General features: G+C 69.9%; 22 protein-coding genes and 2 tRNA genes. 7 read left to right on the forward strand and 17 right to left on the reverse strand.

Annotated features, from left to right (window positions below; genetic code table 11):
- Positions 1 to 3: 3 nt before the first annotated feature.
- The 11 genes from D3A60_RS08260 to D3A60_RS14720 form a co-directional block, all read right to left on the reverse strand.
- The gene (locus D3A60_RS08260; protein ID WP_119718213.1) at positions 4 to 999 is read right to left on the reverse strand and encodes an AAA family ATPase; all 996 of its coding nucleotides are present in this window, start codon (positions 997 to 999) and stop codon (positions 4 to 6) included.
- Positions 1000 to 1021: 22 nt separating this feature from the next.
- The gene (locus D3A60_RS08265; protein ID WP_119718214.1) at positions 1022 to 1726 is read right to left on the reverse strand and encodes a DUF4159 domain-containing protein; all 705 of its coding nucleotides are present in this window, start codon (positions 1724 to 1726) and stop codon (positions 1022 to 1024) included.
- The gene (locus D3A60_RS08270) at positions 1723 to 3360 is read right to left on the reverse strand and encodes a TldD/PmbA family protein (RefSeq protein ID WP_119718215.1); all 1638 of its coding nucleotides are present in this window, start codon (positions 3358 to 3360) and stop codon (positions 1723 to 1725) included. The genes D3A60_RS08265 and D3A60_RS08270 overlap by 4 nt, the downstream gene beginning before the upstream one ends.
- Before the next feature lie 6 nt (positions 3361 to 3366).
- On the reverse strand, positions 3367 to 4701 hold the full coding sequence (locus D3A60_RS08275; protein WP_119718216.1) for a TldD/PmbA family protein: 1335 nt from the start codon (positions 4699 to 4701) through the stop codon (positions 3367 to 3369).
- 22 nt (positions 4702 to 4723) lie between these two features.
- On the reverse strand, positions 4724 to 6352 hold the full coding sequence (locus tag D3A60_RS08280; RefSeq protein ID WP_119718217.1) for a TldD/PmbA family protein: 1629 nt from the start codon (positions 6350 to 6352) through the stop codon (positions 4724 to 4726).
- A 387-nt stretch (positions 6353 to 6739) separates the two neighbouring features.
- Complete coding sequence (locus D3A60_RS08285) at positions 6740 to 8203, reverse strand: efflux transporter outer membrane subunit (RefSeq protein ID WP_119718218.1); 1464 nt, start codon at positions 8201 to 8203, stop codon at positions 6740 to 6742.
- Positions 8197 to 8937: an SDR family oxidoreductase gene (locus tag D3A60_RS08290; protein ID WP_119718219.1), complete on the reverse strand. Its 741-nt coding sequence runs from the start codon at positions 8935 to 8937 to the stop codon at positions 8197 to 8199. Before D3A60_RS08290 ends, D3A60_RS08285 begins: the two co-directional genes overlap by 7 nt.
- 33 nt (positions 8938 to 8970) lie before the next feature.
- A complete protein-coding gene (locus D3A60_RS08295; RefSeq protein ID WP_119718220.1) occupies positions 8971 to 12138 on the reverse strand; it encodes an efflux RND transporter permease subunit in 3168 nt (1055 codons plus the stop codon).
- A gap of 188 nt (positions 12139 to 12326) precedes the next feature.
- Entirely contained in the window at positions 12327 to 13529 is a 1203-nt protein-coding gene (locus tag D3A60_RS08300) for an efflux RND transporter periplasmic adaptor subunit (protein ID WP_119718221.1), read from the reverse strand.
- The gene (locus D3A60_RS08305) at positions 13526 to 14401 is read right to left on the reverse strand and encodes an SDR family NAD(P)-dependent oxidoreductase (RefSeq protein ID WP_157981433.1); all 876 of its coding nucleotides are present in this window, start codon (positions 14399 to 14401) and stop codon (positions 13526 to 13528) included. The genes D3A60_RS08300 and D3A60_RS08305 overlap by 4 nt, the downstream gene beginning before the upstream one ends.
- Positions 14398 to 14655 (reverse strand): DUF2798 domain-containing protein, encoded by a 258-nt coding sequence (locus D3A60_RS14720; protein WP_157981434.1) that lies wholly within the window; start codon positions 14653 to 14655, stop codon positions 14398 to 14400. The genes D3A60_RS08305 and D3A60_RS14720 overlap by 4 nt, the downstream gene beginning before the upstream one ends.
- Positions 14656 to 14780: 125 nt before the next feature.
- Here D3A60_RS14720 and D3A60_RS08310 point away from each other — a divergent pair, with 125 nt between their 5' ends.
- The 4 genes from D3A60_RS08310 to D3A60_RS08325 all read left to right on the forward strand — a co-directional run bounded on the left by D3A60_RS08310 (position 14781) and on the right by D3A60_RS08325 (position 19235).
- Complete coding sequence (locus tag D3A60_RS08310; protein ID WP_119718223.1) at positions 14781 to 15830, forward strand: LysR family transcriptional regulator; 1050 nt, start codon at positions 14781 to 14783, stop codon at positions 15828 to 15830.
- Between the two features lie 46 nt (positions 15831 to 15876).
- The gene (locus D3A60_RS08315; RefSeq protein WP_119718224.1) at positions 15877 to 16293 is read left to right on the forward strand and encodes a CopL family metal-binding regulatory protein; all 417 of its coding nucleotides are present in this window, start codon (positions 15877 to 15879) and stop codon (positions 16291 to 16293) included.
- Between the two features lie 102 nt (positions 16294 to 16395).
- A complete protein-coding gene (locus tag D3A60_RS08320) occupies positions 16396 to 18249 on the forward strand; it encodes a copper resistance system multicopper oxidase (protein ID WP_119718225.1) in 1854 nt (617 codons plus the stop codon).
- Positions 18246 to 19235 carry a copper resistance protein B gene (locus tag D3A60_RS08325; RefSeq protein ID WP_119718226.1) on the forward strand — a complete coding sequence of 330 codons (990 nt, stop codon included), beginning with the start codon at positions 18246 to 18248 and terminating at the stop codon, positions 19233 to 19235. Before D3A60_RS08320 ends, D3A60_RS08325 begins: the two co-directional genes overlap by 4 nt.
- Positions 19236 to 19407: 172 nt before the next feature.
- Here D3A60_RS08325 and D3A60_RS08330 read toward each other — a convergent pair.
- The 4 genes from D3A60_RS08330 to ppsR all read right to left on the reverse strand — a co-directional run bounded on the left by D3A60_RS08330 (position 19408) and on the right by ppsR (position 21084).
- A tRNA-Glu gene (locus D3A60_RS08330) sits at positions 19408 to 19483 on the reverse strand.
- 68 nt (positions 19484 to 19551) lie between these two features.
- Positions 19552 to 19627, reverse strand: a tRNA-Ala gene (locus D3A60_RS08335).
- 44 nt (positions 19628 to 19671) lie between these two features.
- Positions 19672 to 20166, reverse strand: a complete 495-nt coding sequence (locus D3A60_RS08340) for a DUF1249 domain-containing protein (protein ID WP_119718227.1) — start codon at positions 20164 to 20166, stop codon at positions 19672 to 19674.
- A gap of 96 nt (positions 20167 to 20262) precedes the next feature.
- Positions 20263 to 21084, reverse strand: coding sequence for a posphoenolpyruvate synthetase regulatory kinase/phosphorylase PpsR (ppsR, locus tag D3A60_RS08345; protein ID WP_119719043.1), 822 nt, complete (start codon positions 21082 to 21084; stop codon positions 20263 to 20265).
- A gap of 145 nt (positions 21085 to 21229) precedes the next feature.
- On the opposite strand from ppsR, the gene ppsA reads away from it, so the two are divergent.
- Positions 21230 to 23608 carry a phosphoenolpyruvate synthase gene (gene ppsA / locus D3A60_RS08350; protein ID WP_119718228.1) on the forward strand — a complete coding sequence of 793 codons (2379 nt, stop codon included), beginning with the start codon at positions 21230 to 21232 and terminating at the stop codon, positions 23606 to 23608.
- 7 nt (positions 23609 to 23615) lie between these two features.
- Positions 23616 to 24575 (forward strand): mechanosensitive ion channel family protein, encoded by a 960-nt coding sequence (locus tag D3A60_RS08355; protein ID WP_119718229.1) that lies wholly within the window; start codon positions 23616 to 23618, stop codon positions 24573 to 24575.
- Between the two features lie 30 nt (positions 24576 to 24605).
- On the opposite strand, the gene orn is transcribed toward D3A60_RS08355, so the two are convergent.
- Positions 24606 to 25175 carry an oligoribonuclease gene (gene orn, locus D3A60_RS08360; protein ID WP_119718230.1) on the reverse strand — a complete coding sequence of 190 codons (570 nt, stop codon included), beginning with the start codon at positions 25173 to 25175 and terminating at the stop codon, positions 24606 to 24608.
- Between the two features lie 81 nt (positions 25176 to 25256).
- Here orn and D3A60_RS08365 point away from each other — a divergent pair, with 81 nt between their 5' ends.
- Positions 25257 to 25739 (forward strand): DUF2721 domain-containing protein, encoded by a 483-nt coding sequence (locus tag D3A60_RS08365; protein ID WP_119718231.1) that lies wholly within the window; start codon positions 25257 to 25259, stop codon positions 25737 to 25739.
- Positions 25740 to 25778: 39 nt separating this feature from the next.
- Here D3A60_RS08365 and tadA read toward each other — a convergent pair whose 3' ends face one another.
- Entirely contained in the window at positions 25779 to 26225 is a 447-nt protein-coding gene (gene tadA, locus D3A60_RS08370; protein ID WP_119719044.1) for a tRNA adenosine(34) deaminase TadA, read from the reverse strand.
- Between the last annotated feature and the right edge of the window lie 40 nt (positions 26226 to 26265).

Genomic DNA, 26265 nt, shown 5'->3' on the forward strand with positions numbered 1-26265 from the left:
GGCTCAGGCGGCGAACGGCACGCTGCGCAGCAGCACCGCGACCACGTCGTCGGCGCTCTTCTGCTCGGCCTCGGCGGCGAACGACAGCAGCAGGCGGTGGCGCATCACCGGCGCGGCGAGCGCGAGGATGTCGTCGCGCGTCGCGGCCAGCCGCCCGTGCAGCAGCGCACGCGCCTTGGCGGCCAGCACCAGGGACTGGCCGGCGCGCGGTCCGGCGCCCCACTTCACCCATTGGCGGATCTCGGCCGGCGCCGATTCGTTCGGGCGGCTGGCGCGCACCAGCCGCGTGATCCACGCCAGCAGGTCCTCGCCCAGGTGCACCTCGCGCACGCGCGCCTGCAGCGCCAGCACCTCGTCGCCGTGCATCACCTGCGGCACCTGCGCCTGCCGGGTGCCGGTGGTCTGCGCGAGGATGTCGTGCTCTTCGCGCTCGCTCGGGTAGTCGACGCGGATGTGCAGCAGGAAGCGGTCCAGCTGCGCCTCCGGCAGCGGGTACGTGCCGGCCTGTTCGAGCGGGTTCTGCGTGGCCAGCACGAAGAATGGCGCCGGCAGCGTGTGGGTCACGCCGGCATAGCTGACGGTGCGCTCCTGCATCGCTTCGAGCAGCGCGGCCTGGGTCTTCGGCGGCGTGCGGTTGAGCTCGTCGGCGAGCAGCAGGTTGGTGAAGACCGGACCGGGCTGGAAACGGAAATGGCGGTGGCCGGTGCCGTGGTCTTCCTCCAAGAGCTCGGTGCCGAGGATGTCGCTGGGCATCAGGTCGGGGGTGAACTGCACCCGGCGGAACTGCAGCTCCAGCGCCTGCCCGAGCGAGCGCACCAGCAGCGTCTTGCCCAGGCCCGGCACGCCCTCGAGCAGGCAGTGGCCGCCGGCGAGCAGGCCGATCAGCAGCTGCTCGACCACCGCCTCCTGTCCGACGATCGCTTCGGCGATCGCGGAGCGCAGCGTGCCCAGCCGCGCGAGCTGCGCCTGGATGTCGGCTTCGGTGGGCGTGTCGTTCATGGCAGGTCCTGTGGAAAGTCGATCAGCTGTTCAATGCGTACATGACGATGTTGACCGCGAACTTGGTGTTGTCCTCGGCCAGGAAGCGCTTGTTGCGCCAGTCGTAGTCCCACTCGCAGCCGTAGTCCTTGTTGCTGTAGAGCAGGCCGAGCCGGCCGTCGATCGTGATGCCCTGCAGGTAGTCGTGGACCAGGTCGTCGCCCCAGCCGTTGAGCTCGAAGCTCGTGGCCGGCGGGCCGTCCTTGAACACGAAGAAGCTGCGGTACAGCGGATGGTTGTTCGGCAGCTTGCGCAGCGCCTTCGCACCGAAGATCGAGGCCATCTGCGCCTCGAACGACTTGGCGAACAACCCGTCGATGTCGTGGTTGCAGTCGTCGACGAACACGAAGCCGCCGTTGCGCACGTAGCGCTCGAAGTTGCGCCGCTCGTCCGGGTTGAACTCGACCAGCTTGTGCCCGGCCAGGTAGCAGAACGGCGCCAGCAGCATCTTCGGATCGGCCAGCGCCAGCACGTGCTCCTTCGGGTCCACGCGCAGGTTGGTGTAGTCGATCAGCGAGGTGATCAGGTTGGCCGGCATGCGCTGGTCGACGTCCCAGTCGCCAGAGTCGTACTTGAGCCGGGTCAGCCAGAAGTCGTACTCCGCGCCGGCCGCGCGCACCGCGGCGGCGGGCAGCAGCGCCCCCGCCGCGCCAGCCAGCATCAGGCGGAGGAACTGCGCGCGGTTCATATCGAGCGCGCGGTGTTGATGATGTTGATCCCGTTGAACCGCGTCGTGCTCGAACCGTGCGACACCGCCGACACCTGGCTCGGCTGGCCCTTGCCGTCGAAGAACGAGCCGCCGAGGCGGAAGTCGCGCTCGTCGCAGATCGCCACGCAGGCGCTCCAGAACTCCGGCGTGCGGATCTGGTACGCGGCGTCCTCGACCAGCCCGGTTACCTGGCCGTTCTTGATCTCGTAGAACAGCTGCCCGCCAAACTGCGCGTTGTAGCGCTGCTGGTCGATCGAGTACGAGCCGCGGCCGTGCACGTACAGGCCGTTCTCGACGTCCTTGACCATGTCGGCGACGCTGAGCCTGGCCTTGCCCGGCAGCAGCGAGACGTTGGCCATGCGCTGGAACTGCACGCTCGACCACGAGTCGGCGTAACTGCAGCCGTGCGATTCTGCGTGGCCGAGGATGTGCGCCTCGTCGCGGGTGGCCTGGTAGTCGACGAGGATGCCGTCGCGCACCAGGTCCCACTGCCGCGTCTTGACGCCCTCGTCGTCGTAGCCGACCGCGGCGAGGCTGCCGGGCCGCGTCTTGTCGGCGACGAAATTGACGATGTCGCTGCCCCATCGGTAGCCCTGCTCGCGCTTGTCGAGCGTGGCGAAGCTGGTGCCGGCGTAGTTGGCTTCGTAGCCGAGCACCCGGTCGAGCTCGAGCGGGTGGCCGACGTTCTCGTGGATCGTCAGGAACAGGTTCGACGGGTCGACGACCAGGTCGTACTTGCCCGGCTTCACCGACGGCGCCTTGAGCTTGGCGCGCGCGTCGCGCGCGGCGGCGGCGGCTTCGGCCATCACGTCGTAGCTGCTGCCGTACGCGGTCACGCCGCCGGGCAGCGCGATGCGGCCGGCGGGGTCGGCGTCGAGGTACTCGTAGCCCATGCCCATCGGCGCCGACAGCCCGTTGCGGGTGCGGAACTTGCCGCTGGCCTTGTCGATCGCCGTGGCCGTGACCGGCAGCCAGATCCGGTGCACGTCCTGGTCGATGTAGCTGCCGTCGGTCGAGGCGAAGTACTTCTGCTCGTTGATCACGAACAGGTTGGAGCTGAAGAAGTCCGCGCCGGCCTTCATGCCGGCCGCGTTGACCGCGAGCAGCAGGTCGACCTTGTCCTTCAGCGGCACGGCCATCGCGTTCTTGCGCACCGGCGTGGCCCAGCGGACCTCGCCGACACCGCGCACCGGCGCCAGCTGCACCGGCCTGGTCTGCGACTTCGCATTGGCGCGCGCGATGCCGGCGGCCAGCCGCGCGGCACCGGCCACGGCGTCGACCGTCTGGACGTTGGTGGCCGCGAAGCCCCACGCGCCGTCGACGAGCACGCGCACGCCGACGCCGGACGACTCCGCGTTGACCACGTTCTCCACGCGCGTCTCGCGCGTGATCACCGACTGGCGCAGGTAGCGGCCGACGCGCACATCGCAATAGGACGCGCCCGCCTCGCGCGCGGCGGCGAGCGCGGCGTCGGCCAGCCGGCGACGCCGCGCGGTGTCGGCCGGCTCGAGCAGGGCCTCGGCGGCGATGCTGCGGCCCCACGGCGTCGCCGCGGGGAGCAGCAGGCCGGTCAGCCCGGCGGCGCCGAGCCCGAGGAACTCACGACGCTGCACGGGCGGTCAGACCGCGTCGGACAGCGAGGTGAACGTGAAGTCGCGCAGCTTCATCGGCGGGATCATCATCACGAACGACGACTCGTCGCCGGCCACGCGCACCGGGCGGCCGAGCTCTTCGATGTTGTTGAGCATGATCACCGGCGACTCGTTGAAGCGGAAGTTCTTCACCGGGTGCTTGATCTGGCCGTTCTCGATGTAGAACGTGCCGTCGCGGGTCAGGCCGGTCAGCAGCACGGTCTGCGGGTCGACCATGCGGATGTACCAGGTGCGCGTGACCAGGATGCCCTTCTGCGTGCCGGCCACCAGCTGCGCGGTCGACTTGTCGCCGCCGGCCATCAGCAGGTTGCCCGGCTGGCCGATCGCGCGCTTGCCCTGCTTCTTCGCCCAGAAGCGCGAGTACTGCAGCGCGGCCACCTTGCCCTTGTCGACGATCATCATCTTTTCGCGCGGCAGGCCCTGGCCGTCCCACGGCATCACCGGTGCGCGCGGGTCCCACGGGTCGGCGCTGATGTTGACGCGCGGGTCGTAGACCTGTTCGCCGAGCTTGTTGCCGCCGCCCTTCTTCGACAGGAAGCTGCGGCCCTCGTCGGCCTGGCGCGCGTCGAAGAAATTCATCATGAAGCTGATCAGGCCGGCGGCCGCGGCCGGCTCGAGGATCACCGTGTACTTGCCCGGCTCCAGCGCCTTGGCTTCGGCCGACTCGGTGGCCTTACGCATCGCGATGCGGATGTCGCTGTCGGCCTTGAAATCGTCGGCGTCCTTGACGTTGCGGCCGACCCAGCCCGAGCCGCGGCCGTCCTCGGTGCGCACCGTGCAGGTGTAGTTGAAGTTGGTGGCGCGCTGGTAGCCGAAGTTGCCGTTGCTGTTGGCGAACGCGACGAAGCTCTGCCCGTCCTCGAGGAAGCCGGCCGCGATCAGCTTCTCGGCCTTGCACGGCCCGATCGAGTCGGCCGCCACCTGGGCGCGGTACTCCGGCGTGATCGCCGCGGTCGACGCGCTGAACGTCGGGCTCGGCGTGTACGACTGCTTCTCGATCGCCGGCATGAATTCCGGGTTCTCCGGCGCCAGCCGGGCGAGGGCCTCGGCGCGGCGCACGACGCGCTCGAGCGCGGCGTCGTCGAACTCGTTGATCGTCGCGGTGCCGACGCGGTTGCCGAACGCGACCTCGACGGCCAGCTCGGTGTTGTCGACGATGCCGCTGGTCGAGATGTTGTTGAGGGCGAAGCGGATGTTGCCGTCGACCGAGCCGGCCAGCTGTGCGGTGCACTGGTCGGCCTTCGACAGCTTGATGACCTTGTCGAGGATCGCCTTGGCCTGCTCTTCGGTAAAGATGCTCATCGTTCAAATCTCCTAGCGCAGGTCAGCCGAGGTTGCGTGCGGTGTTGATGACGTTCATGCCGTTGAAGCGCGCCGTGCTCGACCCGTGCGAGACGGCCGACACCTGGCCCGGCTGGCCCTTGCCGTCGAAGAACGACCCGCCGAGGCGGTAGTCACTGTCGTCGCAGATCGCCACGCACGCGTTCCAGAACTCCGGCGTGCGGATCTGGTAGGCGACGTCCTCGACCTGGCGGGTGATCTGGCCGTTCTTGATCTCGTAGAACAGCTGGCCGCCGAACTGCGCGTTGTAGCGCTGCTGGTCGATCGAGAACGAGCCGTCGCCGATGATGTAGATGCCGTTCTCGACGTCCTTGATCATGTCGGCGACGCTGAGCTTCTGCTTGCCCGGCGCCAGCGACACGTTGGCCATGCGCTGGAACTGCACGCTCGACCACGAATCGGCGTAGCAGCAGCCGTCGGACTCGGTCTTGCCGAGGATGTGGGCCTGGTCGCGGATGGTCTGGTAGTCGACGAGCTTGCCGTCGCTGACCAGGTTCCAGCGCTTGGTCTTGACGCCCTCGTCGTCGTAGCCGACCGCGCCGAGGCTTCCCCGCTGCGTCTTGTCGGCGAACAGGTTGACGATGCTGCTGCCGTACTGGAAGCGCGACTCGCGCTTGTCCAACGTGGCGAAGCTGGTGCCGGCGTAGTTGGCTTCGTAGCCGAGCACGCGGTCGAGCTCGAGCGGGTGGCCGACGTTCTCGTGGATCGTCAGCCAGGTGTGCGACGGGTCGAGCACCAGGTCATACTTGCCCGGCTTGACCGACGGCGCGGTCAGCTTGGCCTTGGCCTGCTGCGCCGCGGCGATGGCGTCCTCGGTCATGTCGTACGACAGGCCGTAGTTCACCACCCCGTTGGGCGAGACGAACTTCTGCGACTTGTCGCCGTCGAGGTACTCGAAGCCCATGCCGACCGGCGACGACAGGCCCTCGCGGGTGCGGAACTTGCCGCTGGCCTTGTCGATCGCGGTGACGGTCAGCGGCGCCCACAGGCGGTGCACGTCCTGGTCGATGTAGCTGCCGTCGGTGGACGCGAAGTACTTCTGCTCGTTGACGACGAACAGCATCGAATTGACGAAGCTGCCGCCGGCATTGATCGCCGCGGCGTTGACGCCGAGGAGCAGGTCGACCTTGTCCTTCAGCGGCACTTCCATCGCGTTCTCCTTGATCGGCGTCTTCCACGACACCTCGCCGAAGCCCGGCGCCTTGGCCAGCTGCACCGGCGACGTCTGCATCTTCGCGTTGGCCTTGGCGATCGCCGCCGCCTGCTGCGCGGCGCGGACCACGCCCTGGGTGCCGAGCTCGTTGGTGGCGGCGAAGCCCCACGCACCGTTGACCAGCACGCGGATGCCCACGCCGGTCGACTCGGTGTTGACGACGTTCTGGACCTTGTCCTCGCGCGTGATCACGAACTGGCGCAGGTAGCGGCCGATGCGTACGTCGCAGTACGACGCGCCGGCGGCGGTGGCCGCGGCCAGCGCGGCATCCGCGAGGGCCTTCTTCTTGGCCACGTCGATCGGCACGAGCAGCGCCTCGGCGGCGATGGCGCGGCCAAAGGGCATCAGCAGCCCCGCGACCCCGATGCCCGACATGGTCAGGAAAGAACGTCTATCCATTGTGTTACCCCCGGGTGGGCCCGCGTGGCATCGCATCGATGCGCCGGGCGGAAAGAAGGCGAAGCCCCCCGACTGTGCGTAGCGCGATCGACGCGCGTCAAGTGACGTTCGGGCTAGACGCCGCCCGTCGATGGGGCGAAACCGCGACGGCATCACGCGCCGCCCCGCCCCGCTTCACCACCGCGCTGCGGCGGGCCCGGCGTCGACGTCACCGCGCATGCCCACGCCCGTATCGCGCGCGCGCCGCGCTGGCGAATGGAAACGAAAGGCGGCGTCTATCGATATGCCCGGCGACGACCGTTGAGCGCGTTGCGGGCGCCCGCCGGCACCCGCACGCCCGCGCCGTCCGCGGACGCGGTGCACACGCATGGGTCGTCGTCGCGCCGGTCAGCGATCGGCGATCTTGACCCGGTTCGGCGTCCGGTCCGGCCAGCCGCCGGCCGTAGCGCGGTACACCCCGACCGCCGCAACGACGCTGCGCGTGCGCGCGTCGGCGAACGCGTCCTCGGCCTGCAGGCGCGTGCGTTCGGCGTCGAGGACCTCGAGCAGGTCGGCCGCGCCGGCGTCGAAGCGCAGCCGCGCGAGCCGGGCCGCGTTTGCGCTGTCGGCGGCCGCACGCTCCAGGTGGCCGTCCTCGGTGCGCGCCCGGGCATAGCGGATCAGTGCGTTCTCGGTTTCCTCCAGCGCGACCAGCACCGCCTGCTGATAGCGGGCGAGCTCGCCCTCGGCATCGGCATCGGCCGCCGCGATGCGCGCGCGGACCCGGCCGACGTCGAGGAACGACCAGTCGACGCCGAGTGCGACGAAGCCAGTCTCGCTGTCGCGCTCGAACAGTGAGCCGGCGTCGATCGCCTGCGAGCCGACGAGGCCGGACAGGGTGAACTTCGGGAACAGGTCGGCCGTGGCGACCCCAATTCGCGCGGTCGCCGCCTGCAGCCGGTGCTCGGCGGCGGCGACGTCGGGGCGACGGCGCAGCACGGTGCCCGGGGCATCGGCATCGAGCCGGTCGGGCAGCGTCGGCAGCGGCCGCGGCGCGTCCAGTTGGGCGATCAGCGCCGCAGGCGGGCGTCCGCTGAGCACGGCCAGCCGGTGCATGGCCACGGCGACCGACGACTCCAGCGCCGGCACGCGCGCGAGCGTGGCCTCGAGTTGGGCGCGGGCCCGCGAGGTGTCGAACTCGGTGCCGCGGCCGGCGTCGAACAGGGCCTGGACCAGGCGCAGCGTCTCGCGCTGGTTGTCGGCGTTGCCGCGCGCGACGCGCAGCCGCTCCTGCTGGCCGCGCAGGTCGGCGTACGTGCGGACGACCTCGCTGACGACCGCGATCTGCATCGCGTCGAGGTCCGATGCGCTGGCCCACGCCTCCGCGCGCCGCGCCTCGACGCCGCGGCGCACGCGCCCGAACAGGTCGAGCTCCCAGCTCAGCGCGGCGCCGGCCTCGTAGCGCTCGTACTCGCGGTCGTCGCGTGCGAGCCCGGGCGCCTGGTCGGCACTGGATCGTCCGTCCACGCCGCTGGCCTGCGCGGTGACCGTCGGAAAGCGATCCAGGCGAGCACCGCGCAGCAGCGCATTGGCGCTGTCGTAGCGCGACAGCGCGATGCGCAGGTCGTGGTTGGCGCGCAGCGATTCGTCGACCAGCGCGGTCAGCACCGGATCGTCGAAGCCGAGCCAGAACTCCGCGTCGGCGCTGACCCGCGCCACCCCGCCCTGCTCGACCGCCGCGGGCGCATCGCCGGCCTGCTGGCGCGCGAACTCCGCCGGCACCGGCAGGTCCGGACGCACGTAGTCAGGGCCGACGGTGCAGGCGGCCAGCAGCGCGGCCGCCAGCGCGAGCGTGAACGATCGGATCACCATGGCAGCGCGTCCTCGAAGTAGAAGAAGCCGCCGTTCGGGCCGTCCGCGCCGACCTGGGCCAGCCGCACGCTGGTGCGGGCGCCATCGGCGATCTCGAGTTCGCCTTCGCCGGCGTTCATGTCCGTCTTGACGTAGCCCGGGTGCACGGCGTTGACCTTGATGTTCGTGTCGCGCAGCTCGTGCGCCAGCTGCACGGTCCACGCGTTCACTGCGGTTTTGGACACGTTGTAGGCCGGCACCTTGAAGTCGTAGATCGGCGACGCCGGGTCTGCGTGCAGCGCGATCGAGCCGAGGATGCTCGACACGTTGACGATCCGCCCCGCCGCGGACTTGTGCAGCAGCGGCAGGAACGCGGTGGTGACGGCGACGACGGCGAACAGGTTGGTCTCGAAGGTGTCGCGCCACGCCGCCAGCGACTGCTCCGAGGGCTTGCGGCCCATCTCGTCGCGCAGGATGCCGGCGTTGTTGACGAGGATGTCGAGGCGGCCGTGCCGCTCGGCGACGTCCTTGGCCGTCGCGGCGATGCTCGCCTCGTCGGTGACGTCGAGCGCGATCGCCTCGACCGGCAGCCCTTCGCCCTGCAGCGCCTGCGCGGCGGCGGCGGCCTTGGCGTGGTCGCGGCCGGCCAGCAGCACGTGGACGCCGGAGGCGGCGAGCTGGCGGACGGTTTCGAGGCCGATGCCTCGGGTCGCGCCGGTGACAAGGGCGATCTTGGATGCGTTGTTCGTGGCCATGGTGGGTCTCCGTGGGGTGCGGTCGGTGGGCGGTCAGGCAGCGGCGCTGCCGTGGGCGATGGCGGATGTTCCGGCGGCGGCGCGGCGCGTGACCAGCGTGCGCAGCGCGACGTAGAACACCGGGGTCAGGAACAGGCCGAACAGGGTCACGCCGAGCATGCCAGCGAAGACGGTGATGCCGGTAACCGAGCGGACCTCGGCGCCGGCGCCGCTGGCCAGCACCAGCGGCACCGTGCCGGCGATGAACGCGATCGAGGTCATGACGATCGGGCGCAGGCGCAGGCGGCAGGCCTCGAGCGCGGCCTCGACGATGCCCTTGCCCTGCAGCTCCAGCTCGCGGGCGAACTCGACGATCAGGATCGCGTTCTTGCACGCCAGCCCCATCAGCACCACGAGGCCGACCTGCACGAACACGTTGTTGTCGCCGGTCATCCACACGCCCAGCAGCGCCGACAGCATCGTCATCGGCACGATCAGGATCACCGCCAGCGGCAGCGTCCAGCTCTCGTACAGCGCGGCGAGCACCAGGAACGCGAGCAGCACCGCCAGCGGGAACACGACCAGCGCCGCCTTGCCCTGCGTGGCCTGCTGGTAGCTCAGGTCGGTCCACTCGATCGCCATGCCGTTCGGCAGTACCTGCGCGGCGAGTTCCTCCAGCTTGTCCATCGCCTGCGCCGACGACAGCAGCCGCGGGTCGGCCTCGCCGAGGATGTCGGCGGCCGGGTAGCCGTTGTAGCGGATCACCGGGTCGGGGCCGAAGGTTTCCTTGACGGTCACCATGCTGCCGATCGGCACCATCTCGCCGCGGTCGTTGCGGGTGCGCAGGCTGGCGATGTCCTCGACGCCGTCGCGGTATGGGCCGTCGGCCTGGGCGATGACCTGCCAGGTGCGGCCGAACATGTTGAAGTCGTTGACGTAGGCCGAACCGAGGTAGATCTGCAGCGTGTCGAACAGCTCGGTCAGCGGCACGCCCTGCGCCTTGGCCTTGACCCGGTCGACTTCGGCGTCGAGCTGCGGCACGTTGGCCTGGTAGCTGCTGTTCGGGTAGCCGAGCCCAGGCGTCTGCGCGCCGGCGCCCTGCAGCGCCTGCACCGCGCTCTGCAGCGCGCCGTAGCCAAGGTTGGTCCGGTCCTCGATGTAAAACGAATAGCCCGAGCCGTTGCCGAGTCCCTGGATAGGCGGCGGCAGCAGCGAGAACGCGAACCCGTCCTGCACGCCGGCGATCTTCGCGCTGAGCTCGGCGTTGATCTCCTCCGCGCTGCGGCTGCGCTCGCCGAACGGCTTGAGGTTGATGAAGGTCACGCCGTAGTTGGGGGTATTGCTGAACTGCAGCGGGTTCAGGCCCGGGAACGCCACGTCGTTCTGTACGCCGTCGATCGCCATCGCGATCTGGCCGATCTTCTTCAGCGCCGCGTCGGTCCGCTCGATCGATGCGCCCTCCGGCAGCTTCACGCCGGCGATTAGATAGCCCTTGTCCTGCACCGGGATGAAACCCTTCGGCACGACCTGGAACATCACCCCGGTTGCCACCAGCAGGCCGGCGTAGACCAGGAACACCGCGCCGCGGCGGCCGAGCGACTTCGCCACGCCGCGCTCGTAGCGCTGCGCGCTGGTGTTGAAGAAGCGGTTGAACGGGCGGAACACCCAGCCGAACAGCCGCTCGATCAACCGCGACAGGCCGTCCTTCGGCGCGCCGTGCGGCTGCAGCAGGCGCGCAGCCAGCGCCGGCGACAGGGTCAGCGAGTTGATCGCCGAGATCACCGTCGAAATCGCGATCGTCACCGCGAACTGCTTGTAGAACTGGCCGGTGACGCCCGACAGGAACGCCATCGGCACGAACACCGCGCACAGCACCAGCGCGATCGCGATGATCGGGCCGGACACCTCCTTCATCGCCAGGTGCGCGGCCTCGAGCGGCGTGGCGCCGTGCTCGATGTGGCGCTCGACGTTCTCGACCACGACGATCGCGTCGTCGACCACGATGCCGATCGCCAGCACCAGCCCGAACAGGGTCAGCGTATTGATCGAGAAGCCCAGCACGTACAGCGCGGCGAACGTACCGATCACCGAGACCGGCACGGCGATCAGCGGGATGATCGACGCGCGCCAGGTCTGCAGGAACAGGATCACCACCAGCACCACCAGCAGCGTCGCCTCGAGCAGCGTGGTGACGACCGAGTGGATCGAGTCGCGCACGAACACGGTGGTGTCGTAGATGGACTTGTACTCGACGCCCGGCGGGAAGCCCTTGGACAGCTCGTCCATCTGCGCGATCACCTCGTCGCGGATCTGCAGCGCGTTCGCGCCCGGCGCCTGGAAGATGCCGATCGCCGCGGCGTTCTGGCCGTCCAGTCGCGCGCGCATCGTGTAGTCGCCGGCGTCGAGCTCGATCCGTGCGACGTCGGACAGCCGCACCAGCTCGCCGTCGGTGCCGCCCTTGAGCACGATGTTGCCGAACTCCTCGGGCGTTTCGAGCCGGCCCTTGGCGTTGATCAGGGTCAGGAACTCGCTGCCGTTGGCGATGGGCTCGGCGCCGAGCTGGCCGGCGGACACCTGGATGTTCTGCTCGCGCACGGCGCGCAGCACGTCGCCGGCGGTCAGGCCGCGCGAGGCGATCTTGTCCGGGTCCAGCCACAGGCGCATCGCGTAGTCGCCGCCGCCGAACGGCTGCGCGTCGCCGACGCCCGGGATCGACGCGATCCGGTCCTTGACGTGCAGCCGCATGTAGTTGCGCAGGTACAGCGTGTCGTACTTGCCGTCCGGCGAGACCAGGTGCACGACCATCAGGAACACCGGCGACTGCTTCTGGGTCGTGACGCCCTGCCGGCGCACGTCCTCCGGCAGCCGCGCCAGCGCCTGGGCGACGCGGTTCTGCACGCGCACGGCCGCCTCGTCGGCGTCGACCTCCGGGTTGAAGGTCACCGTCGTCTGCAGCACGCCGTCGGAGCTGGCCACCGACTTGATGTACATCATTCCTTCGACGCCGCGGATCGCTTCCTCCAGTGGCGTGGCGACGGTCTCGGCGATCACCTTGGGATTGGCGCCGGGGTACACGGTGCGCACCACGACCGAGGGCGGCACGACCTCCGGGTACTCGCCGATCGGCAGCAGCGGGATCGAGATCAGGCCGGCGGCAAAAATCACGATCGACAGCACGGCGGCGAAGATCGGCCGGTCGATGAAGAATCTGGAGAAGTCCATGGCAGGCATCCCGGGTGGACGACGGCGCGCGTGGCGCGACGCCGCGTGTGTCGCCGTGCACGGCGGCATCGGCGACGGAGTGGTCGGAGCCCCCGACCCTCCCCGCGTCGAGGGGGAGGGAGAGCGCGGAGAGGGTCGGTGGTCCGGTTACGGATCAGGCGGACGCGACGCGCGCGGCCGCCGCGGAATCACGGCGCTCCGGCGGTGGCCGTCGGCGGCACCGGCGGCGGCGCGCCCATCGCGATCTGCTTCGGCGCGACCGGCATGCCGGGGAAGAACACCTTCTGCACGCCGTGGACGATGACCCGGTCCTGCGGGCCGAGGCCCGACTCGACCACCCGCAGGCCGTCGACGACCGGACCGAGCACGACGTCCTTGCGCATCGCGGCGTTCTTCGGGCCGACCACGTACACGTACTTGCGGTCCTGGTCGGTCATCACCGCCTTGTCGTCGATCAGCATCGCCTTGAACTGGCCGCTGCCCTCGAGCTGCACGCGGGCGAACAGGCCGGGCGTGAACACGCGCGCCTTGTTGTCGAGCACCGCGCGGGCGCGGATCGTGCCGGTGCGCGGGTCGACCTGGTTGTCGATGAAGTCGACGGTGCCGGCGTGCGGGTGGCCGGCGTCGGTGGCCAGTCCGACCCGGACCGGATTCTTCGTGCCGGCGCGCTCGCCCTTGCGGGCCAGCTCGCTGTAACGCAGGAAGGTCTGCTCGTCGGTCTCGAAGTACACGTGCACCGGGTCGACCGAGACGACGGTCGTCAGCAGCGTCGCGTCGGCCTGCGCCAGATTGCCCTCGGTGACGATCGCCCGGCCCGCTCGCCCGTCGATCGGCGAGCGCACCTGGGTGAACTGCAGGTCCAGGCGCGCGGCCGCGACCGCGGCCTCGGCCGCGCGCACGCCCGCCCCGCCCTGCGCGGTCGCGGCGCTGCGCGCCTCGAACTCCTCGCGCGAAATGGCCTTGGCGTCGATCAGCGTCTGCGCGCGACGGGACTGCGCCTGCGCCAGCCGGGCCTCGCTGCGCGCGCGGTCGAGGTCGGCGAGCGCCTGGTCGAGCGCCGCGCGGTAGCGGCGCTGGTCGATCACGAACAGCAGGTCGCCCTTCCGGACCTCCTGCCCTTCCTGGTACGCGACGCGCTCGACGTAGCCGCTGACCCGCGGGCGAAGCTCGACCGTTTCGACCGCGCTGACGCGGCCGTTGAACTCGTCCCACTGGCGGATGGTCTTGCTGACGACGGTGGCGACGCTGACCTCGGGCGGAGGCGGCATGCCGGCATTCGGCGCGGCCTGCGAGCCGCACGCGGCGACCGCGACGGCGATCAGCACGGCCGCAGCGAGCGGCAGGACGGGTAAACCGGTGCTCGACCGGACAAGGCGACGGCGGGGGCTCATGGGGGAGAGACCTTGTTGGAGGGGGAAGGCAGCAGTGCCTGCAGCAGGGTGCGGGCGTCATCGAGGGAGCGTTGCGTACCGGCGTCCGCGCCGATATCCGGAAGCTGCGCGTTTGCAGCGGCAGCGACACCGGGACGACGAAACAGCGATGGCGGTTTCGACATCGCCCCGACCCGTTCGCCGAACGTGACCACCGCGCGGGTCGCGTCGGTGCAGCGATCGCACAGCACCAGCTGCAGGGCGCGTTCGCCGACCGCCCGCGCGGTGGGCCGGTCCGCGCAGGCCAGCAGCGCGCCTTCGTCACGGATCGGCGTCTCGACCGACAGCAGCTGCACGCGCTGGGACGTCGCGCGCGCTTCGTCGTGCAGGACCTGCGCCAGCATGCGCAGCGCCGCCGCCGCGACCGAGTGGCGGCCATAGCCGGCCCATGCGCAGCGGCTCGCCGGCCCGCCGACGATCAGGTACCCGCCGCCCCGGTTCGCGGCCGCCATCAGCGGCAGCAGGTGGCGCGCGGCCACGGCGTGCGGCAGCAGGTCGCCGGCCAGCGTCGCCTCGAGCGCCTGCGCCGGCGTGTCGAGCAGCCGCGCCCGCACCGGCGCGCCGGCGATCGCGACCACCACGGCGGCGATTGGGCGCCGCAGCGCGCGCAGCCCATCGACCAGTCGTTCGGCGTCCGCATCGGTGGACAGCGAGCCGGCCACGACAGTCAGGTCCGTCCCGGCGTGCGCTTCGCGCAGCGCCTGCAGGCGGGCCGCGTCGCGGGCCACCGCGATCACCGCGCGGCCGGCCGCCAGCGCCGCCGCGACCACGCCGCGGCCGACCGTGCCGGTGGCGCCGACGACAAGGACCGGGGCCAGGATTGTTCCGCTCACGGGATGTTTCCGCCCGCATTCGGGACGATCGAGCCGTCCCGGCGGCGCCAGCGCAGCGCGCCGAGCACCGGGAGCAGCAGCATCGCGGTCGGCAGCGCCACGACGAACGCCAGCACCCATGCCGTCAGCCACGCCTCGCCGCGACCGCTCTCCAGCGCGAGGCGGAACACGATCAGCGCAAGCCAGACCAGGCCGGCCATGGCGGACAGCATGATCGGCAGGTAGGCGAGACGGGCTCGGCGGGACGACAGCATGGCGGCGCTACTCGGGGGAGATGGCGCACAATCTAGGCCTGCCGCCGGCACTTGATTAGCCGGAGATTCAGGGAATAATTGTCCCGACATCGGGCCAATCGTCCGATCCTCACCGGGAGCCCCCCATGGCCCGCGATCTCAACGACACCCTGATCTTCGTCAAGGTGGTCGAGCACGGCAGCTTCATCTCCGCCGCCCGCGCCCTGCGCCTGCCCAAGACCACCGTGAGCCGCAAGGTGCAGGACCTCGAAACGCGGCTGGGCGCGCAGCTGCTGCACCGGACCACGCGCAAGCTCGGCCTCACCGAGGCCGGCAACATCTACTACGACATGTGCCAGCGCATTGCGCGCGAGCTCGACGAGGCGGAAAGCGCCGTCGGCCAGCTGCAGGGCGGCCCGCGCGGGTGGCTCCGGTTTACCGCGCCGTACTCGCTCGGCGTCACGTGGATCGCGCCGCTGCTCGGCGAATTCCATGCGCGCTACCCCGAGGTGCGCATCGACATGGTGCTCAACAACGAATCGCTCGACCTGATCGACAAGGAGATCGACGTCGCCCTGCGCGTCGGCCACCTGCCCGACTCGAACCTGGTCGCGCGGCGCCTGGCCGTGTTCCGCACCCAGGTCTACGCCAGCCCGGGCTACCTCGCCCGCCACGGCGAGCCGCTGCATCCGGACGACCTGCAGCACCACCGCGCGCTGGCGATGTCGAAGCAGCGCCGCAACGGCCAGTACGTGTGGACGCTGTCGGACGGGCAGCGCGACGTCGACTACCGCATCGACCCGGTGCTGGTCGCCAACGACCCGGCCGCGGTCAAGGGCGCGCTGCTGTGCGGCGAAGGCCTGCTGCTGGCCAGCGACATCATGATGAAGGCCTACGCCGAGCAGAACCTGGTGCAGCGCGTGCTGGCCGGCTGGACCGGCCCGGAGTTCGACTTCAATGCGGTGTTCCCGCGCGGCCAGATGCAGTCGCCGAAGGTGCGCGCGTTCGTCGATTTCCTCGTCGAGCGCCTCAACTTCGACGCCGACTACATGCAGGAGCTGTGCGAGGACTCGCCGATCCGCTGCCCGCAGATGCTGGCCGCCCTCGACGCGCGCGCCGCGGCCTCGCATCCGCCGGCGACCCTCGCGCGCGAGCCGACCCCGGCCGCGATCGACGTGCTCGCCGAGCCGGCCTGAACGCCACCGGCTTGCATCGGCGACCGCCGACACCCACCCTGTGACCATGCGCCTGGCCCCGCTCCTGATGAACGTGCTGATGCTGCTGGCGATCGTGCTCAACACGATCCCGCTGCACGCGCACGCGCTCGAGCACGCCGGGGAACCGGCCGACGGCACGCATGCCCAAGCCACCGTTGCGGCGTCGCCCGCCGACGCCGCGACGCCGTGCCACGACGCCGGCGCGCCCCCGAGCGACGCGCCGACCGCCCCTCCGCCGGCCGACGACGCGGATGCGGCCCTGCCCTGCTGCGACGACTCGGCCGGGGCCTGCGACTGCGCGTGCCTGCTGCAGGCCGCCGCGCTTGCGTCGGCCGTCCCTCGGCTGCCGCCGTCCGCGCCGCGCGCTGCGCCGCTCGGCATCCAGCCCCCGGCCGCCGAGCCGCCCGTTCTGGCCTCGCTGATACGCCCTCCGATCGCGTGAGCGCGCGGCGCCCTGCGCCGCACCGAACCGTCGCCGCCAACGGCTGTGCGACGACTCCTCACCCGCATTGAGCCGGCGCGCGCGCCGGCCGAGGTTGCACCGATGAATTCCCCGTTTTCTCCGCGCGACGCGTCGCGTCGCCGCTTCATGACCGGCCTGGCCGCCGGCGGTGTCGTCACCGGCCTGGGCCTGTGGCGCGCGCCGGCGTGGGCGCTGACCAGTCCCGGCCAGCCCACCGTGCTGCGCGGCGCCACGCACGAACTGACGATCGGCGAGCAGATCGCCAACTTCACCGGCCGCAACACGCGCGCCGTCACCGTCAACGGCTCGCTGCCGGCCCCGGTGCTGCGCTTCCGCGAGGGCGACACCGTCCACCTGCGCGTGCGCAACACCCTGCGCGAGGACACCTCGATCCACTGGCACGGCATCATCCTGCCGGCCAACATGGACGGCGTGCCCGGCCTGAGCTTCGCCGGCATCAAGCCCGGCGAGGCCTACGACTACCGCTTCACGCTGAACCAGTCCGGCACCTACTGGTACCACAGCCATTCCGGCTTCCAGGAGCAGATCGGCCTGTACGGCGCGCTCGTCGTCGAAGCGCGCGAACCCGAGCCGTACGCCTACGACCGCGACTTCGTCGTGCTGCTCAGCGACTGGACCGACGAGGATCCGCACCGGATCTACTCGCGCCTGAAGAAGCACGCCGACTACTACAACTGGAGCAAGCGCACGGTCGGCGACTTCCTGCGCGACGCGCGCCGCGACGGGCTCGACGCCACGCTGGCCGACCGCAAGGCCTGGGGCGAAATGAGGATGAGCCCGACCGACCTGGCTGACGTCGGCGGCGGCGCCTACACCTACCTGCTCAACGGCAGCACGCCGTCGGGCAACTGGACGGGGCTGTTCCGTCCCGGCGAGAAGGTGCGCCTGCGCCTGATCAACGGCTCGGCGATGAGCTTTTTCGACGTGCGCATCCCCGGCCTGAAGCTCACGGTAGTCGCCGCGGACGGCATGAACGTGCACCCGGTCACCGTGGACGAGCTGCGCATCGGCGTGGCCGAGACCTATGACGTGATCGTCGAGCCCAGCGGGCAGGACGCCTACACGATCTTCGCCCAGTCGCAGGACCGCAGCGGCTACGCGCGCGGCACGCTGGCGGTGCGCGAAGGGCTGGAAGCGCCGGTGCCCTCCCCCGACCCGCGCGTGATCCTGACGATGGCCGACATGGGCCACGGCGGTCATGGCGGCGGCCACGACATGAAGGGCATGGAAGGCGGCTGCGGCGCCTCGATGAAAGGCATGGAGGGCGGCTGCGGCGCGTCGATGGGTCACGGCGAAGCCAAGCCCGGCCCCGCCGCGCCGGCCACCGGCCATGCGGGCATGGACCACGCGCAGATGGACCACTCGATGCACGGGGCCGGCATGGCCGGCATGCAGTCCCACCCGGCGAGCGAAGCCGGCAACCCGGGCATCGACATGCAGACGATGGCGCCCGAACCGCGCCTCGACGATCCCGGCATCGGCCTGCGCGGCAACGGCCGGCGCGTGCTGACCTACGCCGACCTGCGCAGCCTGTTCTCCGATCCGGACGGGCGCGATCCCGGACGGGAGGTCGAGCTGCACCTGACCGGCCACATGGAGCGCTACCAGTGGTCGTTCAACGGCCAGAAGTTCTCCGACGCTCAGCCACTGCGTCTCAACTACGGCGAGCGCATGCGCATCGTCCTGGTCAACGACACGATGATGGAGCACCCGATCCACCTGCACGGGCTGTGGAGCGACCTCGAGGACGCCGACGGCAACTTCCAGGTGCGCAAGCACACGGTCAACATGCCGCCCGGCACGCGGCGCAGCTACCGCGTGACCGCAGACGCGCTGGGACGGTGGGCCTACCACTGCCACCTGCTCTACCACATGGAAGCGGGCATGTTCCGCGAAGTGGTGGTGGACGCATGAGCGCGCGCACCCCGCTGTTCCTCGCCCTGCTGATCGCCGCCGCACCGGTTGCGGCACAGCACCAGGGCCATGCGCAGCCCACGACGACGCCGCCGGCGGCGGCGACGGAGCAGCAGAGCGAGTCCGTCGACCATTCGAAGATGGATCACTCGACGATGGACCATTCGAAGGTGGATCACTCGACGATGGACCATTCGAAGGTGGATCACTCGACGATGGACCATTCGAAGATGGATCACGGCGCGAGCCAACCGTCGGCGCCGGGCCCATCGATCCCGCCAATCACGCCAGAGATGCGTGCAGCCGCGTTTCCCGATCTGGGCGGCATGCATCACATGGACGGGCACATGGACGACAACCCGTTCAACGTCTACGTCGGGCTCGACCAGATCGAGTGGCAGGACAGTGACGACGGCGCCGTCTTTGCGTGGGATGCCAAGGCGTGGCTGGGCCGCGACACCGGCAAGCTCTGGCTGCGTGCCGAAGGCGAGCGCAGCGACGGGCGGACGGAGCACGCCAACGCCCACGTCCTGTGGGGCAAACCGCTCGCGCCGTGGTGGGACCTTGTCGCGGGCGTCCGCCACGACTTCGCACCCGGCGACGGCCAGACCTGGGCCGCGATCGGCGTGCAGGGTCTGGCGCCATACAAGTTCGAGGTCGAGGCCACCGGCTACGTCGGCGAAGGCGGGCGCACCGCCGCGACGATCGAGGCCGAGTACGAACTGCTGCTGACCAACCGGTTGATCCTGCAGCCGCAGGTTGAAGCAGAACTGTCCGGCAAGGACGACCCGGAGCGGCATGTCGGGTCTGGGCTGTCCGAGGTCACGGCCGGCGTCCGGCTGCGCTACGAGGTCCGCCGCGAGTTCGCGCCGTACGTCGGGGTCGAGTGGAGCCGAAAGTTCGGCGCGACCGCCGACTACGCGCGCGACGACGGTGAGGGTGTCGAGGACACGCGGCTCGTCGCCGGCGTCAGGATCTGGTTCTAGCCGATGCCCGGCGCGGCGGGGGATCCCGTCGCGCCGGGCGTGGTCGTTCCCCCGCCCGCGGACTTGGGAAGATCGGCGATCGACGCCGCTGAAGCCACCTGCCCTTCATTCGCCGTCGCCAAACGCGCAAAAAAAAACAGGGCCCCGTTTCCGGAGCCCTGCTTCGCTTACTTGGCGTCCCCACGGGGATTCGAACCCCGGTCGCTACCGTGAAAGGGTAATGTCCTAGGCCTCTAGACGATGGGGACTTGAACGTTCCAGTCGAACCTTGCGGCTGCAACCGGTCCAGCAATGTCGCTTCGAAACATCAGAAACGTGGTGGAGCCAGCCGGGATCGAACCGGCGACCTCCTGCATGCCATGCAGGCGCTCTCCCAGCTGAGCTATGGCCCCACGGGCTGGAAAGTCGACAAGCTTAAGGACCGTTTTCGGGATCGTCAAGCCGTCCTGCGAACTTCTTCAGTCGTGTCGTCGCAGCGCTTCAGCGTCGCGACGCCGTGGCCGCGCTCGGCCAGATACTGCAGCCACTTCCCAAGGAACGTGTTCATGCGCAGGCGGTGGCCGACGACTTCCGCGGGCGGCGGAAACATGCCGATCACGTCCTGCCAGCGCCGGCCGATGTAGCAGTGCGTCGCCTCGAGCTGGCGGGTGTCGTGGTACAGGCGCAGATAGGCAGACGGGTCCGGCTCCCCGGTCACCGGGTCGCGCATCGCGTAGCTCAATCGAAGCTCGGTCGTGTAGCGGTGCTGCTCGATCACGTCCAGGAACAGCGGCAGCCCATCGGCGATTTCCGACACGTACGCACCGGCCGCCAGATCGGCCGGCTCGAACAGCCGCGTCATGCGCGCATGGTTCTCGGTGTACAGCGCCATCAGCCAGCCGAAACGGGTCAGCCGGGGAATTCGGGCGGTGCGTTGGGCGAGCGAGGACATGCCCCGATCCTACACGCCGATCCTGTACGGCGGCAGCGTTGACGGCGCGACGTCCCGGGCCTAACGTGAGCGTTCACCGCCGCGGCGCAATGCCGCTCAGTACATCTCGCGGTGGATGCCGAGCGTCGTCATCACCTTGCTCGAGATTTCCTCGATCGAGGTGTGCGTCGTGCTCAGCGTCGGGATCCGCTCGGCGCGGAACATGGCCTCGGCGGCGAGCACCTCCCGGCGGCAGGTTTCGAGCTTCGCGTAGCGCGAGTCCGGGCGCCGCTCCTGGCGGATCTGCTGCAGCCGGACCGGGTCGATCGTCAGCCCGAACAGCTTGCTGCGGTGCGCGCGCAGCCGCGGCGGCAGGCGGTCGTGCTCGAGGTCTTCCTCGGTCAGCGGGTAGTTCGCCGCGCGTACGCCGTGATGCAGGGCCAGGTACACGCAGGTCGGCGTCTTGCCCGCGCGCGACACCGCGACCAGGATCAGGTCGGCCTCGTCGTAGTTGATGCTCTGGCCGTCGTCGTGGGTCAGCGCGAAGTTCATCGCGTTGATGCGGCGATGGTAGGTGTCGAAGTCCACCAGGCCGTGCGCTTGGCCCATGCGTCGCTGGCGGGCCTGCCCGAGCTCCCGCTCCAGCGGCTCGATGAACGGTGCGAACACGTCCAGCATCAGCGCGCCGCTTTCGGCCAGCGCATTGACCACGTCGGCATCGACGCAGGAATTGACCACGATCGGCCGCACCCCGTGCGCCTCGCCGGCGGCGCGGATCTTCTCGGCCACTTCGGTCGCGCGCTCCACCGTGTCCACGAACGCGAGCCGGTCGCTGACGAACCGCGTGTCGGCGAACTGGGTAAGCAGGCTGTGGCCGATCGTTTCGGCGGTGATGCCGGTGCCGTCGGAGACATAGAAAACCGGACGAACCTCGGACATCGATCGCTCCTGCGACACGCACTGCGCCCATACCAGAAAGCCCGCCGGATCAACCTTGTATGCATCCGACGCAGGGGCGATCATATCCGCTTGCGCGCGCCGCCCGCGCCCGCCAGACCGCCCTGCCCGCCCCCCGGAGCCCGCCTTGAACGAGAACATCCTGTGGTTGCACGAGCTGCGCCTGTCCGACCTGGGCCGCGTCGGCGGCAAGAATTCGTCGCTCGGCGAGATGATCGGCAACCTGGCGGGCCTGGGCGTGTCGGTGCCCGGCGGCTTCGCGACGACGGCCGATGCGTTCAAGGCATTCATCGCGCACAACCACCTGCATGAGCGTATCTACGACAAGCTGGCAAGCCTCGACGTCGAGGACGTGCGGGCGCTGACGGCCGCCGGCGCGGAGATACGCGGCTGGGTCATCGACGCCCCGCTGCAGGACGACCTCGACCGCGACATCCGCACGGCCTATGCGCGCCTGTGCGCCGAGAACGGCGGCGGCGACGTCGCCGTCGCGGTGCGCTCTTCGGCGACCGCCGAGGACCTGCCGGATGCGTCGTTCGCGGGCCAGCAGGAGACGTTCCTCAACGTCACCGGCGCCGACGACGTCGTGCACAAGGTCAAGGAAGTGTTCGCGTCGCTCTACAACGACCGCGCCATCGCCTACCGCGTGCACCACGGCTTCAAGCACGAGGACGTGTTCCTGTCGGCCGGCGTGCAGCTGATGGTGCGCTCCAACGTCGGCTCGTCCGGCGTGCTGTTCACCCTAGACACCGAGTCGGGATTCCGCGACGTCGTATTCATCACCTCGAGCTACGGGCTCGGCGAGATGGTCGTGCAGGGCGCGGTCAATCCGGACGAGTTCTTCGTCTACAAGCCGACGCTGCAGCAGGGCCGCCCGGCGATCCTGCGCCGCTCGATCGGCGCCAAGCAGCTGCGGATGGTCTATTCCGACCAGCCCGGCGAGCGCGTGCGCACCGAGCCGACGCCGCCCGAACTGCGGTCGGCGTTCTCGATCTCCGACGCCGACGTGCACGAACTGGCCAAGCAGTCGCTGGTCATCGAGCAGCACTACGGACGCCCGATGGACATCGAGTGGGCGAAGGACGGCGTGAGCGGCAAGCTGTTCATCGTGCAGGCTCGCCCGGAGACGGTGAAGTCGCGCGCGCACGCGACGCAGATCGAGCGCTACCAGCTGTCGCAGCGCGGCCCGGTGGTGTGCGAAGGCCGGGCGATCGGCCAGAAGATCGGCAGCGGCACCGCGCGCGTCGTGCGTTCGCTCGACGACATGGACCGGGTCCAGCCCGGCGACGTGCTGGTCGCCGACATGACCGACCCCGACTGGGAGCCGGTGATGAAGCGCTCGGCCGCGATCGTGACCAACCGCGGCGGCCGCACCTGCCACGCGGCGATCATCGCGCGCGAACTCGGCGTGCCCGCCGTAGTCGGCACCGGCAACGCGCTGGACACGATCCAGGACGGCCAGACCGTCACGATCAGCTGCGCCGAGGGCGACACCGGCTTCATCTACGACGGCGCGCTGCCGTTCGAGCGCCACGTCGCCGACCTCGACAAGATGCCCGAGGCGCCGCTCAAGGTGATGATGAATGTCGCCAACCCGGAGCGCGCGTTCGACTTCGCGATGCTGCCCAACGCCGGCGTGGGCCTTGCGCGTTTGGAGATGATCATCGCCAGCCACATCGGCATCCACCCGAAGGCGCTGCTCGAGTATGCGCAGCAGGACGCGGCGACGAAGAAGAAGATCGACGAGAAGATCGCCGGCTACGGCGCGCCCGTCGGTTTCTACGTGGACCGTCTGGCCGAGGGCATTGCGACGATCACCGCGTCGTTCGCGCCGAATCCGGTCATCGTGCGCCTGTCCGACTTCAAGTCGAACGAGTACGCGAACCTGATCGGCGGCAGCCGCTACGAGCCGCACGAAGAGAACCCGATGATCGGCTTCCGCGGCGCCAGCCGGTACGTCGACCCGAGCTTCGCCGACTGCTTCGCGCTCGAGTGCCGGGCGGTCAAGAAGGTGCGCGAGCAGATGGGCCTGACCAACTGCTGGATCATGATCCCGTTCGTGCGCACGCTGGACGAGGGCCGCAAGGTCATCGACGTGCTCGAGGCCAATGGCCTCAAGCGTGGCGAAGGCGGCCTCAAGGTCATCATGATGTGCGAGGTGCCGTCGAACGCGCTGCTGGCCGACGAATTCCTCGACATCTTCGACGGATTCTCGATCGGCTCGAACGACCTCACCCAGCTGACGCTCGGGCTGGATCGCGACTCGGGAATCGTCGCCAAGCTGTTCGACGAGCGCGATCCCGCCGTCAAGAAGCTGCTGGCGATGGCGATCTCCGCCGCTCGCGCAAAGGGCAAGTACATCGGCATCTGCGGCCAGGGCCCGAGCGACCACCCGGACCTGGCCCAGTGGCTGATGGAACAGGGCATCGAATCGGTGTCGCTGAACCCCGACACGGTCGTCGACACCTGGCTGAAGCTGGCCAAGGCGAAGGCGGCGCAGGGCTGAGCCCGGCATGAGTGCCGCCGCGGCCGCCGTCGCCACCGCGAAGCCTGCGATCGCCGCCACGTCGGCGGCCCCGCTGCTGGACGTGCGCGCGTTCGACTGGGCCGCGGCGCTGGCCAACTGGGGCCTGGCCCTGCTGATCCTGCTGGTCGGCATCTGGGTCGCCCGCTGGATCAGCCGTGCGATCGAGCGCGCGCTCGGACGTGCGGGCGTCGAAGGCACGCTGTCGGGCTTCCTGCGCAACGTCAGCTACGCGGCGATGGTGGTGATCGTCGTGATCGCCGCGCTGCAGAAGGGCGGCGTGCCGACGACCTCGGTCCTGGCCGTGCTCGGCGCGGCGGGTCTGGCCATCGGTCTGGCGCTGAAGGACTCGCTGTCGAACATCGCCTCGGGGGTGATGCTGATCGTGCTGCGCCCGTTCCGCGATGGCGACCACGTGCAGGCCGCCGGGCTCGAGGGCATCGTCGAGGAAATCCGTATCTTCCAGACGCGCATGCGCACGTTCGACAACCGCCTGATCGTGCTGCCGAACAGCATGATCACGACCGCGCCGATCATCAACTTCACCGCCAAGCCGCAGCGCCGCATCGAGATCCTCGTCGGCGTCGGTTACGACGACGACCTGCGCACCGCGCGCGAAGTGCTGCTGGCGATCGCCGCGGAAAACGCGCTCATCCTGAAAAAGCCCGAGCCGTTCGTGCAGGTGACGCGGCTGAGCGAGAGCAGCGTCGACCTGACCCTGTTCGCCTGGACCAAGACCAAGGATTTCGGCGAGGCCCGCAGCGAGCTGACCGAAGCGGTCCGCACGCGGATCCTCGACGCCGGCCTGTCGATCCCCTACCCGCAGCGCAACCTGCACGTGTACCACCACGATGCCGACGGCCGGCCGCTGCACGAGCTGCTGATGCGCTCGGTGGGCGACGACGGCGACGCGTCTGCGCCTCCTGCCCCGGTCGCGCCCCGGGCGTGATCGCCTCCGACCGGTAGAGGGCCGCGCGGCTCAGTCCGCCGCGTTCCCGCCGAGCGCGCCCATGAACCTGCGGTAGTGGCGCAGCTCGTCGATCGAATCGTGCACGTCGCTCAACGCCGTGTGCTTGGATTCCTTCGCGACCCCCGCGAGCACCTCCGGCGACCAGCGGCGCGCCAGCTCCTTGACCGTGCTGACGTCGAGGTTGCGGTAGTGGAAGTACTGCTCCAGCGTCGGCATCTGCCGGTGCAGGAAGCGGCGGTCCTGGCAGATGGAGTTGCCGCACATCGGCGAAGCCTTCGGCGCCACCCACTGCTTGAGGAACTCGAGCGTACGCCGCTCGGCCTCGGCCATGCCGACACCATCGTCGATCACACGCTGCCACAGCCCGGACTTGCGGTGCTGGGTGCGGTTCCAGTCGTCCATCGCCTCGAGCCGCTCGAGCGGATGCGCGATCGCGAGTTCGGGACCTTCGGCGAGCACCTCCAGATTGGCATCGGTGACCACCGTGGCGATCTCGAGGATCGAGTCGTGGTCGGTGTCCAGTCCGGTCATCTCGAGGTCGATCCAGATCAACCGGTGGTCGGCGCCGTTCTTGGCCATCGTGTGCTCGCGGGCGGATGCGGGTGACGGCATGATAGCCGACGGGCCGCGCGCCCTTTCCCACTGCACAGTGAGCCTGCGATGACCTCGCCCGATACCCTCGGCCACTACGCCATCCTGACTTCGATGCTGGCGCCGGCGTTCTTCCTGACCGCGACCGCATCGCTGCTGATGTCCGCGAACGCGCGGCTGGCGCGCGTCATCGATCGCGCCCGCGTGCTGCTGCGCGAACTCGGCGAGGCCGAGGACGACGACGAGCGCGAGCTGCTCGAACGCCGCATCGCAATGCAGAAGCGGCGCAGCCAGATCATCCTGCGCGGCAGCCAACTGCTCTACATCGCCATCAGCTTCTTCGTCGGGACCAGCCTGACCGTCGCCGGCGATGCGGTGCTCGGCTACCGCTTCGGCGTGCTGCCCACCGCGCTCGCGGCGCTGGGCGTGCTGGCGATGTTCGCCGCCAGCCTGCTGCTGGCCCGCGAATCGTCGATGGCGGTGCTGGCGATCAACGAGGAGATGGACCACGGCCACGTGCGCGCGCGCAAGCGTCGGCCGGCGTCCCGCTGAGCCCGGGTTCGGGACGCCGGGACGTCCCGGCGCCTCCGGTCAGGCCGGTTTGCCGCGCTTGCGGCGGAAGTACGCCGTCAGCCGCGCGCCGGCGTCGTCCCCGAGCACGCCGCCGACGACGTCCACGCGGTGGTTGTGCCGCGGGTCGGCGAGCAGGTCGAAGACGCTCCCCGCCGCACCGGTCTTCGGATCGCGCGCACCGAACACCACCCGCGCGACGCGTGCATGGATCATCGCCATCGCGCACATCGCGCACGGCTCCAGCGTCACGTACAGCGTGGTGCCGAGCAGGCGGTGGTTGCCGATTGCGGCGCCGGCGCGTCGCAGCGCGACGATCTCCGCGTGCGCGCTCGGGTCGCACTCGCTGATGTTGCGGTTCCACCCCTCGCCGAGCACCTTGCCCTCGGCGGACACGAGCACCGCGCCCACCGGGATCTCGTCGTCCTCGCGCTCGGCACGATCGGCCAAGGCGAGCGCATGCCGCATCCAGCGGACGTCGATGTCCGCGGCGGATTCGCCCGGGGTG

Source organism: Cognatilysobacter tabacisoli (assembly GCF_003586305.1).
GTDB classification, from domain to species: domain Bacteria; phylum Pseudomonadota; class Gammaproteobacteria; order Xanthomonadales; family Xanthomonadaceae; genus Cognatilysobacter_A; species Cognatilysobacter_A tabacisoli.

Excerpts from the sequence above, each read along its gene's own strand:
- D3A60_RS08260 (WP_119718213.1), bottom strand. The coding sequence starts at position 999 with ATGAACGACACGCCCACCGAAGCCGACATCCAGGCGCAGCTCGCGCGG.
- D3A60_RS08265 (WP_119718214.1), bottom strand. The coding sequence starts at position 1,726 with ATGAACCGCGCGCAGTTCCTCCGCCTGATGCTGGCTGGCGCGGCGGGG.
- D3A60_RS08275 (WP_119718216.1), bottom strand. The coding sequence starts at position 4,701 with ATGAGCATCTTTACCGAAGAGCAGGCCAAGGCGATCCTCGACAAGGTC.
- D3A60_RS08280 (WP_119718217.1), bottom strand. The coding sequence starts at position 6,352 with ATGGATAGACGTTCTTTCCTGACCATGTCGGGCATCGGGGTCGCGGGG.
- D3A60_RS08285 (WP_119718218.1), bottom strand. The coding sequence starts at position 8,203 with ATGGTGATCCGATCGTTCACGCTCGCGCTGGCGGCCGCGCTGCTGGCC.
- D3A60_RS08290 (WP_119718219.1), bottom strand. The coding sequence starts at position 8,937 with ATGGCCACGAACAACGCATCCAAGATCGCCCTTGTCACCGGCGCGACC.
- D3A60_RS08295 (WP_119718220.1), bottom strand. The coding sequence starts at position 12,138 with ATGGACTTCTCCAGATTCTTCATCGACCGGCCGATCTTCGCCGCCGTG.
- D3A60_RS08300 (WP_119718221.1), bottom strand. The coding sequence starts at position 13,529 with ATGAGCCCCCGCCGTCGCCTTGTCCGGTCGAGCACCGGTTTACCCGTC.
- D3A60_RS14720 (WP_157981434.1), bottom strand. The coding sequence starts at position 14,655 with ATGCTGTCGTCCCGCCGAGCCCGTCTCGCCTACCTGCCGATCATGCTG.
- D3A60_RS08310 (WP_119718223.1), top strand. The coding sequence starts at position 14,781 with ATGGCCCGCGATCTCAACGACACCCTGATCTTCGTCAAGGTGGTCGAG.
- D3A60_RS08315 (WP_119718224.1), top strand. The coding sequence starts at position 15,877 with ATGCGCCTGGCCCCGCTCCTGATGAACGTGCTGATGCTGCTGGCGATC.
- D3A60_RS08320 (WP_119718225.1), top strand. The coding sequence starts at position 16,396 with ATGAATTCCCCGTTTTCTCCGCGCGACGCGTCGCGTCGCCGCTTCATG.
- D3A60_RS08325 (WP_119718226.1), top strand. The coding sequence starts at position 18,246 with ATGAGCGCGCGCACCCCGCTGTTCCTCGCCCTGCTGATCGCCGCCGCA.
- D3A60_RS08340 (WP_119718227.1), bottom strand. The coding sequence starts at position 20,166 with ATGTCCTCGCTCGCCCAACGCACCGCCCGAATTCCCCGGCTGACCCGT.
- ppsR (WP_119719043.1), bottom strand. The coding sequence starts at position 21,084 with ATGTCCGAGGTTCGTCCGGTTTTCTATGTCTCCGACGGCACCGGCATC.
- D3A60_RS08355 (WP_119718229.1), top strand. The coding sequence starts at position 23,616 with ATGAGTGCCGCCGCGGCCGCCGTCGCCACCGCGAAGCCTGCGATCGCC.
- orn (WP_119718230.1), bottom strand. The coding sequence starts at position 25,175 with ATGGCCAAGAACGGCGCCGACCACCGGTTGATCTGGATCGACCTCGAG.
- D3A60_RS08365 (WP_119718231.1), top strand. The coding sequence starts at position 25,257 with ATGACCTCGCCCGATACCCTCGGCCACTACGCCATCCTGACTTCGATG.
- tadA (WP_119719044.1), bottom strand. The coding sequence starts at position 26,225 with ATGCGGCATGCGCTCGCCTTGGCCGATCGTGCCGAGCGCGAGGACGAC.